This window comes from Streptomyces plumbidurans (genome assembly GCF_019857225.1).
GTDB lineage: Bacteria > Actinomycetota > Actinomycetes > Streptomycetales > Streptomycetaceae > Streptomyces > Streptomyces plumbidurans.
In genome coordinates this window covers 1-15,101 of sequence record NZ_JAFJSY010000051.1, presented here as the reverse complement: position 1 = coordinate 15,101, position 15,101 = coordinate 1, and the positions used below count along the sequence as shown (strand labels likewise).

The following is a 15,101-nucleotide window of genomic DNA, read 5'->3' as shown; positions in this document are numbered from 1 at the left end:
ACCGCTCGTACCGACGACTTTCACATTGGCGCCATCGGACCCTTCCCTGACGTTTGTTGCTCTTGGAACACTCGCTCCGCGCGCATTGCGTCATGTTCCGGCCATCCGCACCAGGATGAGAGGCACCCACCCATGCCCGAAGTCAATCGGCGCCGATTCCTGCAACTCGCGGGCGCGACCACCGCGTTCACCGCGCTGTCGAACAGCATCCAGCGTGCCGCCGCGCTGCCCGCGAACCACCGCACGGGGTCCATCGAGGACGTCGAGCACATCGTCGTCCTGATGCAGGAGAACCGTTCCTTTGACCACTACTTCGGTTCCCTCAGAGGCGTCCGTGGCTTCGGCGACCCGCGCCCGGTGACCTGGCCCGACGGTACGTCGGTGTGGCACCAGAAGGACGCGGGCGGCAAGGAGGTCCTGCCCTTCCACCCCGACGCCGACGACCTGGGCCTGGCCTTCATCCAGGACCTCCCGCACGGCTGGAACGACGGACACGCCGCCTTCAACGGGGGCAAGTACGACCAGTGGGTGCCCTCCAAGGGCTCCACGACGATGGCGTACCTGACCCGCGAGGACATCCCGTTCCACTACGCGCTCGCCGACACCTTCACCGTCTGCGACGCGTACCACTGCTCGCTCATCGGCTCGACCGACCCCAACCGCTACTACATGTGGACGGGGTACACCGGCAACGACGGCCAGGGCGGCGGCCCCGTCCTCGGCAACGACGAGGCGGGCTACGGCTGGACGACCTACCCCGAGCGCCTGGAGAAGGCGGGCGTCTCCTGGAAGATCTACCAGGACATCGGCGACGGCCTGGACGCGGCGGGCAGTTGGGGCTGGATCCCCGACGCCTACCGCGGCAACTACGGCGACAACTCCCTGCTGTACTTCAACCAGTACCGCAACGCGAAGCCCGGTGACCCGCTCTACGACAAGGCCCGCACCGGCACCGACGCGTCCAAGGGCGACGGCTTCTTCGACCGGCTCAAGGCCGACGTCAAGGGCGGCAGACTGCCGCAGATCTCCTGGATCGCCGCCCCCGAGGCCTTCACCGAGCACCCCAACTGGCCCGCGAACTACGGCGCCTGGTACGTCTCCCAGGTCATCGACGCGCTCACCTCCGACCCGAAGGTGTGGGCGAAGACGGCGCTGTTCATCACCTACGACGAGAACGACGGCTTCTTCGACCACCAGATCCCGCCGTACCCGCCGCAGTCCGCCGCGCAGGGCAAGTCCACCGTCGACCCCTCCCTCGACCTGTTCCAGGGCAGCGCCGGCAACCCGGCCGGACCCTACGGCCTCGGCCAGCGGGTGCCCATGCTCGTCGTCTCGCCCTGGAGCAAGGGCGGTTACGTCTGCTCCGAGACGCTCGACCACACCTCGATCATCAGGTTCATGGAGCGGCGCTTCGGTGTCGAGGAGCCGAACATCTCGCCGTGGCGGCGCGCCATCTGCGGCGATCTGACCTCGGCCTTCGACTTCTCCCGCACCGACACCCGGCCGGTCGCCCTGCCCGACACCGACGGATACCAGCCGCCGGACAAGGACCGGCACCCGGACTATGTGCCGACCCCGCCCGCCCAGGGCGTCCTGCCCCGGCAGGAGCGCGGTCACCGCCCGACGCGGCCGCTCAAGTACGCGCCGTACGTGGACGGTTCGGCCGACACCGCCGCGGGGAAGTTCACGCTCACCTTCGCCTCGGGGGCCAAGGCGGGCGCCGCGTTCCTGGTGACCTCCGGCAACCGCACGGACGGCCCGTGGACGTACACCACCGAGGCCGGCAGGACGGTCGCGGACACCTGGAACTCGGCCTACTCGAACGGCTCGTACGACCTGGCCGTGCACGGTCCGAACGGCTTCCTGCGCGTTTTCAAGGGCCCGAACAACGCCGCCGGACCCGAGGTCACCGCCCGGCACACCGGCGAGGACGTCGAGCTGACGTTCACCAACAAGGGCTCCGGCACGGTCCGGCTGAAGCTGACGGGCGGCTACGGCTGCCGGCCGCGGACCTTCACCGTGCGGGCCGGAGCGACGGTGCGGCACACCGTCGACCTCGCGGCGAGTCGGCGCTGGTACGACCTCACGGTCGCCTCCGAGGCCGATCCCGGATTCCTGCGGCGCTTCGCCGGGCATGTCGAGAACGGGCGTCCGGGCGTGAGTGACCCGGCGCTGCTGACCGCCTAGGCGGCGTCGCTCACAACGGTGTGAGGTGTCCCGGCTCGGCCGACGGCCGGGGCACCATCGCCGGTTCCGCGGTGGCCGTCTCCGGTTCGAGGGCGAGGACGGCGGCCACCGGGTGCTGCTCTGCCGCGAGGGCGGCACACCGTCGACCTCGCGGCGAGTCGGCGCTGGTACGACCTCACGGTCACCTCCGAGGCCGATCCCGGATTCCTGCGGCGCTTCGCCGGGCATGTCGAGAACGGGCGTCCGGGCGTGAGTGATCCGGCGCTGCTGACCGCCTAGGCGGCGTCGCTCACAGCGGTGTGAGGTGTCCCGGCTCGGCCGACGGCCGGGGCACCAGCGCCGGTTCCGGGGTGGCTGTCTGCGGTTCGAGGGCGAGGACGGCGGCCACCGGGTGCTGCTCCTGAGGCGGAGTGGGACTCACTCGGGTCAGCAGGACGACGCCCCATGACGCGAGCGCCGCGCCTGCGAGGCCGAGCAGCACGCCGGCCGCGCCGCCGCGCAGACCCTGGCCGAGCAGGGTGAGGCCGATCACCGAGGCCGCCATCGGGTTGGACAGGGTCAGCACCGCGAGCGGGGCTCCGAGGCCGCCCTTGTACGCGGTCTGCGACAGGAACAGCCCGCCCACGGCGAACGCGGCGACCAGCACTGCCACCAGCACGACCTGGAGGCTGAGCGCGGGGCCCGACCGGTCGGTCGCGGCGACCGTCACGGTCTGGGTGAGCGCCGAGGCCACCCCCGAGGCGAACCCGGACGCCGTGGCGTGCCGCAGCCCCGGCCGGGCCCCCGGCCGCGACAGCAGACCGATCAGCGTGGCCGTGACTCCCGCGACGGCCACTGCCTCGGTCAGGCTCAGCACCTGCCGGGGAGCGGATCCGGACGCGGCGACCAGCAGGGCGGCGAGTCCGGTGAGCGTCAGCGCGGTGCCCCGCCACTCGGCCGTACTGACCTTGCGCCCGGCGGCCCGCGCCCCCAGCGGCACCGCGGCGACCAGGGTGAGCGCGCCGAGCGGCTGTACGACGGTGAGCGGACCGTACTTGAGGGCGACGACGTGCAGCAGGGCCGCGGAGGCGTTGAGCCCGACCGACGCCCACCAGGCGCCGGTGCCCAGCAGCCGCAGTACGCCGGAGTCGGAGTTGCGGGCGGCCAGCCGCTCCTGGGCCACGGCCGCGGCCGCGTAGGCGACGGCGGAGACCAGGGACAGGGCGACGGCGACGAGGGTGGCGGTCATCGGCCGGCCCCCACGAGAACCTTCTCGTCGGCCGGCGCGAGCCGCTCGCCGCCGCGTCCGGCCGTGCTGACGGTGCGCTGCGGGCGATGTATCAGTGCCAGCGCGGCGCCGAGCATGGCGGTCGCCACGATCGCGTCGAGCCAGTAGTGGTTCGCCGTCCCGACGATCACCAGCAGGGTGACCAGCGGGTGCAGCAGCCACAGCCAGCGCCAGTGGGACCTGGTCGCCACGATCAGACCGATCGCGACCATCAGGGCCCAGCCGAAGTGCAGGGACGGCATCGCCGCGAACTGGTTGGAGAGATGGTCCGAGGAGGGCGGGCCGTACACCGATGGCCCGTACACGTGCGCGGTGTCCACGAGATGCGTGGCGGCCAGCATCCGCGGCGGGGCCAGCGGATAGACGAACGGCAGCACCAGGGCGGCCGAGGTGAGTACGGCGAGGACCCGGCGGGCCCAGACGTAGTGCGCGGGGCGCCGCAGGTAGAGCCAGATCAGGAAGCCCGCGGTGATCGGGAAGTGGACGGTCGCGTAATAGGTGTTGGCGATCTGCGCGAGATCGCCGCCGTGCAGCAGGAGGGACTGCACCGCGCCCTCGCCGGGCAGGTGCACGGCCCGTTCGAGGTCCCACACGTGGCGTGCGTTGTGGAAGGCCTCGCCGGTGTGGCCCGTCGCGAGTTGCCGACCGAGCTTGTAGACGAGGAAGAGCCCCGCGACGAGCAGCAGCTCGCGCACGAGCGGCGGCCGTGCCGCGTCGGCTCCCTCCGCATCCGGAGGCTTGGTGCGTCCGTTCATCCCCCGGCCCCTTTGCTGACCGTCGTACCTGTTCTGTTGCTTGGTGAGACTCCGGCCCTGGCCGGAACTCATCGATACGCGCCCGTCCCGAAACGAATGCGTTCCGATACGAGAGTGTACCGATACGTCGGCGTTCCGGTACAGTGGCGTATCGATAGGTACGACACACTGGAAGCCGGGAATAATCCCGGAGCCGCGAAAGACCGCAGAAAACGCGAGAAAGACCACACCAGAGGGAGAAACGCGCATGACGTCGCAGGCCGCGGACGGACCGGACCCGGTCATCGCCTCGCGCCGCTCCAAGATCACGCCGGAGCGTGAGAAGGAGTTCTTCGACGCCGTGCTCGAACAGATCCGTGAGTGCGGGTACGACGCCGTGACCATGGAGGGCGTTGCCGCGAGCACCCGCTGCAGCAAGTCGACGCTGTATCGCCAGTGGAAGACGAAGCCGCAGTTCGTGGCGGCCGCGCTGCGCTCGGCCCGGCAGGTCAGGTTCGGCGGCATAGACAGCGGGTCACTGGCCGAGGACCTGCGGCAGGCCGCCCGGATCGCCGCCCAGTGGGGACGCAAGGACACCAGGCTCCACCAGGCGCTGGGCCACGCCATCACCCAGGACCCCGAGCTGCAGCGGGCCCTGCGCGAGGCACTGGTCGAGCCGGAGATCTGCGCGCTGCAGGAGATCCTCCAGCGGGGCGTGGAGCGGGGCGAGATCGCCGCCGACCATCCGGCGCTGCCGTACGTCCCGGCACAGATGTTCGGCGTGATGCGGGCCAGGCCCGTCCTGGAGGGGGAGTACGCCGACCCCGACTATCTGGTCCGCTTCGTGGAGGCCGCCGTGCTGCCGGCACTCGGCCTCTCCTGAGACTCGGGCCGCCGTCCACGGGATGACTGGACGGTGACCCGACCGCGCCGCACCGTGGGGACGGGGGCGGCGCGCACCCCCCGGCCGGGTGGGGCTCCCCTTTGAGCGGAGGGGAGCGCCGCCCGGCCGATTGCTGTCTGAAGCGCCTTCGGGCGGTACGGGATCAGACGTTCTGGCCGTTGCCGCTTCCGGTCGACACCTTGATGCCCTTGGTGATGGTGTCGATGACGGTCTGCTTCTCGGCCACGTCGACACCGAAGCGGACGACGACGATCTGCTGAGGGTTCGCGGGGGAGGGGAACGCGAGCGACTCGACGTAGCCGTCCGAGCCCTTGCTGGTGACCGCCTTCCAGCGGACCAGGTAGCCCTTCTGCCCGGCCACGGTGACCGCCTTGGAGTCGATCACGTCGTGCGACGTGATCGAACCGTAGGTCTGGCCGCCGTAGGACTCCTCGGCGTTGGCCTTGATGTCGGCCTTCGCCACCGCCTCGGCCGAGGCGCCCTTGGTGCCCAGCGCCACCGCCGGCGCCGAGTACGCGCCGCCGTTCGTGCAGGTCTGGGAGGTGTCGCCGGGGCACTTGTAGGAGTGGTCGGACGTGATCTGCGCGCCCACCGAGAGCTGCTGGCCGTACCAGTCGTCCGGGATGGGCAGGCTGATCCCGCTGACCGGGTCGCTCACCGAACCGCTCCTGATCTTCGGCGCCTCGGACTGCCCGGGAGCCGGCGACTCGCTGCCGCCGGAACCCCCGGAACCACCGGAGCCCCCCGATCCGCCGGAGCCGCCGAACGGCCCGCCCTGGCCGCCCTGACCTCCCTGGCCGCCCGAGGAGCCGCCCTGTCCGCCTGGGCCGCCCTGCCCCTGCCGGGAGGCCGTGCCGCCGCCCGAACCGTCGTCGCCTGCCAGGGCGTACACACCCACGCCGATGCACGCGAGGACGACCGCGGCCGCCCCGACGGCGATGCCCATGCGCAGACCGCGGCGCGGCGCGGCCGGTGGCTGGGCGGGGTACGACGGGTACCCGGGGTATGCCGGGTGCACCGACGTGTCCGCCACGGGGGCCGGCTGCGCCGGATCCGCACCGGCCGTCGGCGTCTGCGCCGGGGGACCCCATACGGCGGCCGACCCGGCGGGTCGCGTCCGGTCCGTCCATGCCTTGCCGTCCCACCACCGCTCGGTGGCGGGACCCTCACTTGTCTGCCCGGGGTCGGGATACCACCCGGGAGGAGTCACCTGCGTCATGCCCCTACCGTATGAGGCCATGGTGAAAGCGGGATGAGAGCCCCGTCGCCGGGGCCCACGCCATGGGCGGTGAGCGAGGTCGGCGGTGCCGCCGGGGCTGGGGCGACGGGCGGGTCGGGTCTGCCGTGCGTGCGTTGCGATGAGAGCCCCGGCGGCCGCGTCCTCGCCGTGGGCGGCGCCCCCGCCGCCGCACCCCCCGCACCCCCCGCGCCGTCGCGTCGATCAGCGCGTACGCCGGCTCGTTGCCGAAGGGTGTGCCCTCGGGGGCGGTGAGGTCGGCGGTGCCGCCGGGGTTGAGGGCGACGGGTGGGCCGGGTCTGGCGTGGGTGCGTTCCGTGTCATCCCGCGTTGATCGTGAAGGGGCTTCATTTCACCGGCTTTTGACTGTCCGTTACCTTCTGTCGGGCTGATCACGGGCCCGGCGCGTCGCCCTGCCGTACACGCTGTCACCCATCACGGCAACAGCTGCCCGGACCGGCCACCACTTCCGCGACCGGACGGCTACGCTCGGGATCCGTACGTCGTTCGGGCGACTTGGGGAGGTAGCGGGATGACGGAGGTCCGGCCCGGGGAGGCCGCCTCGGCCTCCCTGTGGGAGCGCGAGGGCGAAGTCGCCGCCGTCGTACAGGCGCTCGACACCCTCTGCGGCGATCGCGCGTCCGGGGGCAGCCTCATGGTGATCCGCGGAGAGGCCGGAATCGGCAAGACCGCGCTGCTGGCCGAGGTCCGCCGGATCGCCGAGCGCCGCGGCTGCACCGTGTGGTCGGCCCGCGGCGGCGAGACCCTCAGGTCCGTCCCCTTCAACGTGGTGCGCCAACTGCTGCAGCCCGCGCTGGTGTCGCTGATGCCGGAGGAGGCCCGCGAGTATCTCGGCGACTGGTACGACATCGCCGGCCCGGCCCTCGGACTGACGGAACCGGGCGAGCGCCAGGCCGACCCGCAGGGCGTGTGCGACGGCCTGGTCGCCGGGGTGCGCCGGCTGGCCCGCCGCGACTGGCCCCTGGTGCTGCTGATCGACGACGCGCACTGGGCCGACCAGGAGACGCTGCGCTGGCTCGCCGCCTTCGCCGGGCGCCTCGACGACCTGTCCGTCCTGCTCGTGGTGGCACGCAGGCCCGGCGAGGTCAGCGGCGACAGCGCCCGCTACCTGGAGGCGGTCGCCGCCTGCGCGGGCGGACCGGACGCCACCCTGAGCGCCCTCACCCCGCAGGCCACCGCCGGCCTCACCCGCGCCACCCTCGGCGCGCACGCCGACGCCCCCTTCTGCCGCGAGGTATGGGCCGTCACCGGCGGAAACCCGTACGAGACCGTGGAGTTGCTCGCCAAGGTCCGCGAGAGCGAACTGGAGCCCACCGAGGGCGCCGCCGCCGAGCTGCGCGCCCTCAACCGCTCGGCCCGCGGCGGCGGTCTCGTCGCCCGCCTGGAGGAACTGGGCATCGACGCAACCCGGTTCGCCTGGGCGGCCGCCATCCTCGGCACCGGCATCTCCGTCGACCTGGTGGCCAAGCTCGCCACCATGTCCGTCGAGGAGGCGCAGCGCTGCGCCGAACTGCTGCAGGGCGCCCGTATCTTGACCGAACCCGACCCGTCCGCCGTCCGGATCGGCGACGGCGACCTGGAGTTCGTGCACCCGCTGATCGCCACCGCCGTCTACAACTCCATCCCGGACGCCCTGCGCACCGCCATGCACGGCATCGCCGCCCAGGTCGTCACGGAATCCGGACTCGGCGCCGCCATGGCCTCCCGGCATCTGCTCCAGGTGCACCCGGACGACGACGAGGAACTGGTCGAGCAGCTGCGCGAGGCCGCCCGCGAACACCTCGCCGTCGGCGCGCCCGACGCGGCCCGTCGCTGCCTGGAGCGCGCCCTGCTGGAGCCGCCCGTTCCGGAGTCCCACGCGCGCGTGCTCTTCGAACTCGGCTGCGCCACCCTCCTGGACGCCCCCGCCACCACCATCGAGCACCTGCAGTCCGCGCTCGCCATGCCCGGCCTCGACAGCGACGAACGCGTCGACGCCGTCGTCCGCCTCTCCCAGGCCCTCCTCCACAACGACCAGCTGGGGGAGGCCGTCCGCACCGTCGAGGCGGAGGCCGCCCGGCACGAGGACGGTCCCGCGAAGCTGCGACTGCAGGCCGTGCAGTACATGTGGGAGGGCATCCACTCCGGTGAGTCCAACACACCGGGACGCTCCGAGCGCCTCGCCGCCCTCGCCCGCACCTGCACCGGCCGCGACAACTCCGAACGCGCACTCCTCATGCTGCGCGGCTTCGACGCACTGCTCCAGGGGGAGAACGCCGAGGAGGTCATCGAGGCGTGCGACCGCGCCCTCGTCAACGGCCGCCTCGCGCCGGGCCTGGGCTGGACCAACACCGAGTGGGGCATCGAACTGCTGCTGATGCTCTCCAACTCCTACGCCTACACCGACCGCCTCGACCGCGCCGAGAGCCTCTACAACGAGGCCCTGCGCACCTACGAGACGGCCGGCTGGAGCGGCGGCCACCTCTCCCTGGCCCACGCCCACATCGGCCTCGTGCACCGCAGGCGCGGCCGCCTCAGGGAGGCGGAGGCGTCCCTGCGCGCGGCGCTGAGCCTGGCCGAGGGCGTCGGCCGCGGACTGCCCCTGCACTGGTGCGCCACCAGCAACCTCGTCGACGTCCTGCTCACCCGGGGCCACGTCGACGAGGCCTGGGACATCGCCGAGCAGCACGGCTTCGCGCCGCCCTACCCGTCGCCCATGGTGATGCACGACCCGCGCTCCGTGCGCGGCCGGTTGCTGCTCGCGGTGGGCCGCACCGCGGACGGCATCAACGAACTGGAGGAGGCCGAGAAGGACGCGGCCGTACGCGGCCACCACAACCCGGTGGTCCTCCCCTGGGCGTTCAACCTCGCCAGGGCCCTTGCCACCGAGGACCCCGCCAGGGCCGCCCAACTGGCCGCGGACGCCCGGCAGCAGGCCGAGCGCTTCGGCACCGACACGGCCATCGGCGAGGCACTCAGGTGCGAGGCGGCCCTGGAGACGGGACAGCGCGCCGTCCGGCTGGCCGCCCAGGCCGTCGCCTACCTGGAGGCCTCGCCCTGCCAGTACGAACACGCGGCGGCCCGGGTCGAGTACGGGATCGCTGCACGCTCGGTCTCGGAGCTCAACCGGGGGTTGGCGCTCGCGCGTTCTTGCGGGGCGGATGGGTTGGCGGAGCAGGCGCAGCAGGTGCTGGAGTTGGAGCGGGGGTTGCGCTGAAGGGCTCGGGCCATTTGGGGTGGGTTGGCGTCTGCGGGTCGATTGTGGTTGATCGCGCAGTTCCCCGCGCCCCCAAAAAGACCAACCCCCTGCTAAAGAGCGAGGAGTTGGTCCGTCACCGCCGATAGGCGCTTCTGTACCTGGCGGTCGTACGTGGCCTCGTGGGCGCGTGCTCGGGCCGTGCCGTCGAAGTAGCCGCCTGTGCCCAAGTCCTCGGTAGCGAGGGCCAGTACGGCCCGTGCACCGTCGGCCACCGTGTTCCAGGGGGTGACGCCGCTCTCGCGGACCATGGCCGTGTCCATGAAGGTGGCGGGGTGCAGGACGTTGACCGACACCCCGGTGCCGGTCAACTCCTCGGCCAGGGCGAAGGTGTGGGCGGCCAGGGCGAACTTCGCGCGGCAGTACGCCGCGAATCCGTCGTAGCCGCGCCGGAACTCGATGTCGTCGAAGTCGAGCGGGTCCTGGCCGCCCGAGCCGACATTGACGATCCGGGCCGGTGCGCTCGCGCGCAGCACCGGCAGCAGGGCGCGGGTGAGCACGACCGGCGCCAGGTAGTTCACCGCGAGCCGCAGTTCGTGCCCGTCGGCGCTCAACTCGCGTCCCGAGCCGGGCGCACCCGCTCCCACGCCCGCGTTGTTGATCAGCACGTCCAGACCGGGATGCGCACCGGCGACCCGCGCGGCCAGCTCGCGCACCTGTGTCAACGAGGCCAGATCTGCGACGTAGCCTTCCGCGTCCCCCTCCGCGCGCAGCTCCGCGACCAGCTGCTCGGTGCGGCCGGGATCACGGCCGTGCGCGAGGACGACATGGCCGGAGCGGACCAGCTCGAAGGCGACGTAGCGGCCGAGGCCCGAGGTGGCGCCGGTGATCAGAATGGTGGACATGCCTCCACCGTAGGCACGCGGCGAAGGCATGTGCGAGATGCTGCTGAGGCTACGACCACCAGGGTCACCCTCAGCTCCCGTCCTCCTCCTCCGCGAGGACCCGCTGGGCCACCGCGAACGCCGAGTTCGCCGCCGGAACCCCGCAGTACACGGCCGTCTGCAGGAGTACGGCACCGATCTCGTCCGGCGTCAGGCCGTTGTGCCGGGCCGCCCGCACATGCATGGCCAGCTCGTCGTAGTGGCCGTGCGCGACCAGCGCCGTCAGCGTGATCATGCTGCGTTCGCGGCGCGTGAGCGTCGGGTCGGTCCAGATCTCGCCCCAGGCGTAGCGCGAGATGAAGTCCTGGAAGCGGGCGGTGAACGGCGTCTGGCGGGCCTGCGCCCGGTCCACGTGCGGGTCGCCCAGCACCTCACGCCGCACCTCCATGCCCCGCTTGGCGCCCCCGCCGAGGTGAGCGCGCAGCGCGGTCAGCACGGCCTCGGGGCGCTCGGCCGGAGCCAGATGCGCGGCACCCGGCAGCTCGACGAGCGTGGAGCCGGCGACGGCGTCCGCGATCTCCCGCAGATGCGGCGGCGGGGTCGCCCTGTCCTGGCGGCCGGCGATCAGCAGCGTCGGCACGGAGATCTCCGCGAGCCTGCCCCGCAGGTCGAAGGCGGCCAGCGCGTCGCAGCAGGCGGCGTACGCCTCCGGATCGGCCTCGGCCTGGTCACGCACCAGCCGCGGGACGGTGAAGCCGGGCGTGAACCAGCGCGCGTCGGCGCTCTCCACCAGTGAGGCAAGGCCCTCCCGCCGCACCAGCGCGGCCCGTTCCTCCCACGGCTTCGCGCCGTCGAAGTGCGCCGACGAACAGATCACGGCCAGCGACGACACCCGCTCCGGGTGGTGCACCCCGAGATGCAGCCCGACGGCTCCGCCGAGCGAGACACCGGCGTACGCGAACCGCTCGATGCCGAGCGAGTCGGCGAGCGCGAGCACATGGGCGGCCAGGTCGGCGACGGTGGCGCCGGGACCGATCAGACCGGGCGCCGAACCACCGTGCCCCGGCAGGTCCCAGCGCACCACGCGGTGGCCGACGGACAGCTCGGGCGCCACGTGGTCCCACAGGGCGTACGACGTGCCGAGGGAGGGGCCCAGCAGCAGCGGGGGAGCCGAAACGGGCCCTTCGGCGCGGTGGTTGAGGAGTTGCTCGGTCAACGTCGCTCCAGTGCACGGTCGGTGAGGGTTCCGGCGGAGCCGGTGTAGCGGGCGGGATCGGTCAGATCGTCGAGGTCGAGATCGAGGTTGGTGGCCTTCAACTCGGGTTGCTCTGCCAGGAGTTCACGCAGGGAGCATCCTTCGGCGTAGGTGCGTCCGGCCAGCTCGCTCAGCAGCTCCTTGGCGCGGGCGCGGCCCAGCACCGGGGCCAGCTCGGCGGACAACCGCTCGGCGACCACCAACCCGTGGGTGAGGCCGAGGTGTTCGCGCATCGTGTCCGCGTTCACCCGCAGCCCCTCGGCCAGTTCGGCGGCGTCCCGGGCCGCCCCGCCGACCAGGCGCAGCAGATCCCGCAACGGCTCCCACTCGGCGTGCCAGGCCCCGGCCGGCCGCTCCTCCTCGGCGGCCAGCGAGCCGTACAGCGTGGCCGCGAGCTGCGGAGCCCGCCGGGCCGCCGCCGCGATCAGCGTGGACCGCACGGGGTTCGCCTTGTGCGGCATGGCCGACGAGCCGCCGCCGCTGCCCTCGGTGACCTCGGCGATCTCGGTGCGGCCCAGCACCAGCACATCCACGGCCACCTTGCCCAGCGCCCCGGCCGCGAACGCCAGACAGCCGGCCAGGTCGGCGATCGGGGTACGCAGGGTGTGCCAGGGCAGGAGCGGGCCCCGCAGGCCGAGTTCACGCGCGAAGGCCGCCGTGAGGGCCCGCGGGTCCTGGGCACCGTACGCACTGAAGGCGGCCAAGGTCCCGGCCGCGCCTCCGAGTTGGGCCGGCAGACCGTCCCGTACGGCCCTGGCCCGGTCCCGGGCGTCGAGCACGAGCGACCGCCAGCCGGCCGCCTTCAGCCCGAACGTCGTCGGTACGGCGTGCTGGGTGAGCGTACGCCCCGGCATGGCGGTGTCGCGGTGCTCGGCGGCCAGCCGCGCGAGCGCCCGTTCCGTGCGGTCGAGGTCGGTGAGGATCAGGTCCAGGGCGCGGACGGCGACCAGCATCGTCGCCGTGTCCATGATGTCCTGGCTGGTCGCGCCCCGGTGGACGTAGGGCCCGTGCTCCTCGCCGACCGCCTTCGTCAGATCGGCGACCAGGGGGATCACCGGATTGCCGCCCGCCCGCGCACGCTCCGCGAGGGACCGCACGTCGAAGCGCCCGGCGTCGGCCGCCGCGGTCACCGCTGCCGCGGCCTCGGCCGGGGCGAGATCCAGGGCGGCCTGCGCGCGGGTGAGCGCGGCCTCCGCGTCGAGGAGCGCCTGCAGATACGCCGTGTCGGCGGTGGCCGACGCGGTGGGGGAGCCTGCCCACCCGGGGGCGAGCAGGCCGGGGTCGTCGGACCTGGCAGAAGCACGGGCAGATGTCACTGGAACTCCAGGAAGACCGTTTCGCCTTCGCCCTGAAGGCGGATGTCGAAACGGTAGGTGCCCTGGCCGTCGTCCCTGGCGATCAGCGTGTCGCGTCGCGACGCGTCCACCCGGGACAGCAGCGGGTCGGCGGCGAGGGACGCGTCGTCGCCCGGCAGATAGATCCGCGTGAACAGATGGACCAGCAGACCGCGCGCGAAGACGCACACGCTGATGTACGGCGCACTCCGACCGCGGGCGCCGGGCCGCAGTGTGCGGGCGTACCAGTGGCCGTTGGCGTCCGTCTGGATGCGTCCCCAGCCGGTGAACTCCACGCCGTTGCGGCCCACATAGCCACCGGTGGCCGGGTCCCGCCGGATCGATCCGTCGGCGGTCGGCACGTTGCCCTCGGGGTCGGCGCCCCACAGCTCCACGAGGGCGTCCGGCAGCGGATTGCCCTCGCCGTCGTACACGTATCCCTGGACCGTGATCGTGTCCGGGTGTCCGACCGGGGCGATGTCACCGCCCCCGGGGAACGGCAGGGCGTAGCCGTAGAAGGGGCCCACCGTGTGCGAGGGAGTGGGCAGGACCGTCTCGGGCCTGCTCGTGTCGATCTTCGTCATGGCGGATCAGCGCCCTTCCTCGAGCCAGGTGGCGTTCGGGCCGTCCAGCACGATGTCCCAGTGGTAGCCCATCGAGAACTCCGGTACGGACAGGTCGTGGTCGTAGGTCGCGACCAGCCGCTGCCGAGCGGAGTCGTCGGTGACGGACTGGATGATCGGGTCGTAGGGGAACAGCGGATCGGCGGGGAAGTACATCTGCGTCACGAGCCGTTGGGCGAACGCCGAGCCGAACACCGAGAAGTGGATGTGCGCCGGGCGCCAGGCGTTGAGGTGGTTGCGCCAGGGGTAGGGGCCGGGCTGGATGGTGGTGAAGCGGTAACCGCCGTCGGCGTCGGTGATCGTACGGCCGACTCCGGTGAAGTTCGGGTCGAGCGGGGCATCGTGCTGCTCGCGCTGATGGGCGTACCGGCCCGCCGAGTTGGCCTGCCAGATCTCGATGAGCTGACCGCGCACCGGACGGCCGTCCCGGTCCAGCAGCCGCCCGGAGACCGTGATGCGCTCGCCGATCGGCTCGCCCCGGTGGTGCCGGGTGAGGTCGTTGTCGATCTCGGTGATGTCGCGTTCCCCGAAGGCGGGGGAGTGCAGCTCCACCAGTTCCGGGTCCTTGCTCACGTCGATGGCGATGGGCGGCTGTTGGGGGTGACGGAGGATCGAGGAGCGGTACGGGGCGTAGTCGCGGCGCGGGTGGTGTTCCACGGGGGCGCCGTCGGCGACCCGCTTCTCGTACGCGGCGTGCTCGGCCGCGATCTCCTGATCGATGTCGTGTTGCGTGAGAGTCATGGGGTTTTCCTCGGAGTTCCCGGGTGTCCTTGGCGTTCCGCCGGCTGCCTTCAACGCTGCGCGTTCAGCGTTCAGCGTTCGAGGATGAGGGCCAGGCCCTGTCCGACGCCGATGCAGAGGGTGGCGACGCCGGTGCCGGAGCCGCGGGCGGCGAGCTGGTGGGCGACGGTGCCCGCGAGCCGGGCACCGGAGGCACCCAGCGGATGCCCCAGCGCGATCGCGCCGCCCTGCGGGTTCAGGATCGCCGGATCGAACTCCGGCCACTCCGCGACACAGCCCAACACCTGCGCCGCGAACGCCTCGTTCAGCTCCAGGACGTCCAGGTCGGCGAAGGTCTTGCCGGCCTTGGCCAGGGCGCGGTTCACGGCCTCGACCGGGGCCAGGCCGAAGTAGTGCGGGTCGACGGCGTGCACGCCGGTCGCGGAGATACGGGCGAGCGGCTCGCGGCCGACCGCCTTCAGTCCCTCCTCGTCGACCAGGAGCAGGGCGGCCGCGCCGTCATTCAAGGGGGAGGCGTTCCCGGCCGTGACCGTGCCGTTCTCCTTGCGGAAGGACGGCTTGAGCTTGGCCATCGCGGCGAGCGAGGCGTCCGGGCGTACGCACTCGTCGGCGGCGAAGTCCACCGGATCGCCCTTGCGCTGCGGGACGGCGACCGGCGCCAACTCGGCGTCGAACAGGCCCTGTTCGCGAGCCGCGGTGGCCTTCTGGTGGGAGGCGAGGGCGAACTCGTCCTGCTGCT

12 protein-coding genes and 1 pseudogene are annotated in these 15,101 nt (G+C 72.4%); 4 read left to right on the top strand and 9 right to left on the bottom strand.

From position 1 onward, the window contains the following. Positions 1-132: 132 nt before the first annotated feature. The gene (locus JYK17_RS27795) at positions 133-2,187 is read left to right on the top strand and encodes a phosphocholine-specific phospholipase C (RefSeq protein ID WP_222811427.1); all 2,055 of its coding nucleotides are present in this window, start codon (positions 133-135) and stop codon (positions 2,185-2,187) included. Between the two features lie 132 nt (positions 2,188-2,319). Next, positions 2,320-2,466, top strand: a pseudogene (locus tag JYK17_RS41270) (phospholipase domain-containing protein); the annotation flags it as partial. 10 nt (positions 2,467-2,476) lie between these two features. Here the strand turns inward: JYK17_RS41270 and JYK17_RS27785 are convergent. Together JYK17_RS27785 and JYK17_RS27780 are read right to left on the bottom strand one after the other, a co-directional pair. Beyond that, on the bottom strand, positions 2,477-3,415 hold the full coding sequence (locus tag JYK17_RS27785; RefSeq protein WP_222811426.1) for a DMT family protein: 939 nt from the start codon (positions 3,413-3,415) through the stop codon (positions 2,477-2,479). After that, the gene (locus JYK17_RS27780; protein ID WP_108016108.1) at positions 3,412-4,209 is read right to left on the bottom strand and encodes a phosphatase PAP2 family protein; all 798 of its coding nucleotides are present in this window, start codon (positions 4,207-4,209) and stop codon (positions 3,412-3,414) included. Before JYK17_RS27780 ends, JYK17_RS27785 begins: the two co-directional genes overlap by 4 nt. Before the next feature lie 247 nt (positions 4,210-4,456). Between JYK17_RS27780 and JYK17_RS27775 the strand changes: the two genes are divergently transcribed. Continuing rightward, on the top strand, positions 4,457-5,071 hold the full coding sequence (locus JYK17_RS27775; RefSeq protein ID WP_108016107.1) for a TetR/AcrR family transcriptional regulator: 615 nt from the start codon (positions 4,457-4,459) through the stop codon (positions 5,069-5,071). Between the two features lie 163 nt (positions 5,072-5,234). On the opposite strand, the gene JYK17_RS27770 is transcribed toward JYK17_RS27775, so the two are convergent. Continuing rightward, entirely contained in the window at positions 5,235-6,311 is a 1,077-nt protein-coding gene (locus JYK17_RS27770) for a DUF2510 domain-containing protein (RefSeq protein WP_222811425.1), read from the bottom strand. Positions 6,312-6,861: 550 nt separating this feature from the next. On the opposite strand from JYK17_RS27770, the gene JYK17_RS27765 reads away from it, so the two are divergent. Further along, positions 6,862-9,546, top strand: coding sequence for an ATP-binding protein (locus JYK17_RS27765; RefSeq protein ID WP_222811424.1), 2,685 nt, complete (start codon positions 6,862-6,864; stop codon positions 9,544-9,546). A 92-nt stretch (positions 9,547-9,638) separates the two neighbouring features. On the opposite strand, the gene JYK17_RS27760 is transcribed toward JYK17_RS27765, so the two are convergent. The 6 genes from JYK17_RS27760 to JYK17_RS27735 all read right to left on the bottom strand — a co-directional run. Next, positions 9,639-10,430, bottom strand: coding sequence for an SDR family NAD(P)-dependent oxidoreductase (locus JYK17_RS27760; RefSeq protein ID WP_222811423.1), 792 nt, complete (start codon positions 10,428-10,430; stop codon positions 9,639-9,641). Positions 10,431-10,500: 70 nt separating this feature from the next. Then, positions 10,501-11,625 carry a bifunctional 3-oxoadipate enol-lactonase/4-carboxymuconolactone decarboxylase PcaDC gene (pcaDC, locus tag JYK17_RS27755; RefSeq protein WP_222811422.1) on the bottom strand — a complete coding sequence of 375 codons (1,125 nt, stop codon included), beginning with the start codon at positions 11,623-11,625 and terminating at the stop codon, positions 10,501-10,503. Next, the gene (gene pcaB, locus JYK17_RS27750) at positions 11,622-12,980 is read right to left on the bottom strand and encodes a 3-carboxy-cis,cis-muconate cycloisomerase (protein ID WP_222811421.1); all 1,359 of its coding nucleotides are present in this window, start codon (positions 12,978-12,980) and stop codon (positions 11,622-11,624) included. Before pcaB ends, pcaDC begins: the two co-directional genes overlap by 4 nt. Then, complete coding sequence (pcaG, locus tag JYK17_RS27745) at positions 12,977-13,582, bottom strand: protocatechuate 3,4-dioxygenase subunit alpha (RefSeq protein ID WP_222811420.1); 606 nt, start codon at positions 13,580-13,582, stop codon at positions 12,977-12,979. The genes pcaB and pcaG overlap by 4 nt, the downstream gene beginning before the upstream one ends. Positions 13,583-13,588: 6 nt before the next feature. Continuing rightward, entirely contained in the window at positions 13,589-14,362 is a 774-nt protein-coding gene (gene pcaH / locus JYK17_RS27740; protein ID WP_222811419.1) for a protocatechuate 3,4-dioxygenase subunit beta, read from the bottom strand. A gap of 71 nt (positions 14,363-14,433) precedes the next feature. Then, positions 14,434-15,101: thiolase family protein (locus JYK17_RS27735; protein WP_222811418.1), on the bottom strand; the 668-nt coding region annotated here is incomplete at its 5' end.

Bases quoted from the DNA above. Each gene is read 5' to 3' on its own strand.
- JYK17_RS27795 (WP_222811427.1), top strand. From the start codon at position 133: ATGCCCGAAGTCAATCGGCGCCGATTCCTGCAACTCGCGGGCGCGACC.
- JYK17_RS27785 (WP_222811426.1), bottom strand. From the start codon at position 3,415: ATGACCGCCACCCTCGTCGCCGTCGCCCTGTCCCTGGTCTCCGCCGTC.
- JYK17_RS27780 (WP_108016108.1), bottom strand. From the start codon at position 4,209: ATGAACGGACGCACCAAGCCTCCGGATGCGGAGGGAGCCGACGCGGCA.
- JYK17_RS27775 (WP_108016107.1), top strand. From the start codon at position 4,457: ATGACGTCGCAGGCCGCGGACGGACCGGACCCGGTCATCGCCTCGCGC.
- JYK17_RS27770 (WP_222811425.1), bottom strand. From the start codon at position 6,311: ATGACGCAGGTGACTCCTCCCGGGTGGTATCCCGACCCCGGGCAGACA.
- JYK17_RS27765 (WP_222811424.1), top strand. From the start codon at position 6,862: ATGACGGAGGTCCGGCCCGGGGAGGCCGCCTCGGCCTCCCTGTGGGAG.
- JYK17_RS27760 (WP_222811423.1), bottom strand. From the start codon at position 10,430: ATGTCCACCATTCTGATCACCGGCGCCACCTCGGGCCTCGGCCGCTAC.
- pcaG (WP_222811420.1), bottom strand. From the start codon at position 13,582: ATGACGAAGATCGACACGAGCAGGCCCGAGACGGTCCTGCCCACTCCC.
- pcaH (WP_222811419.1), bottom strand. From the start codon at position 14,362: ATGACTCTCACGCAACACGACATCGATCAGGAGATCGCGGCCGAGCAC.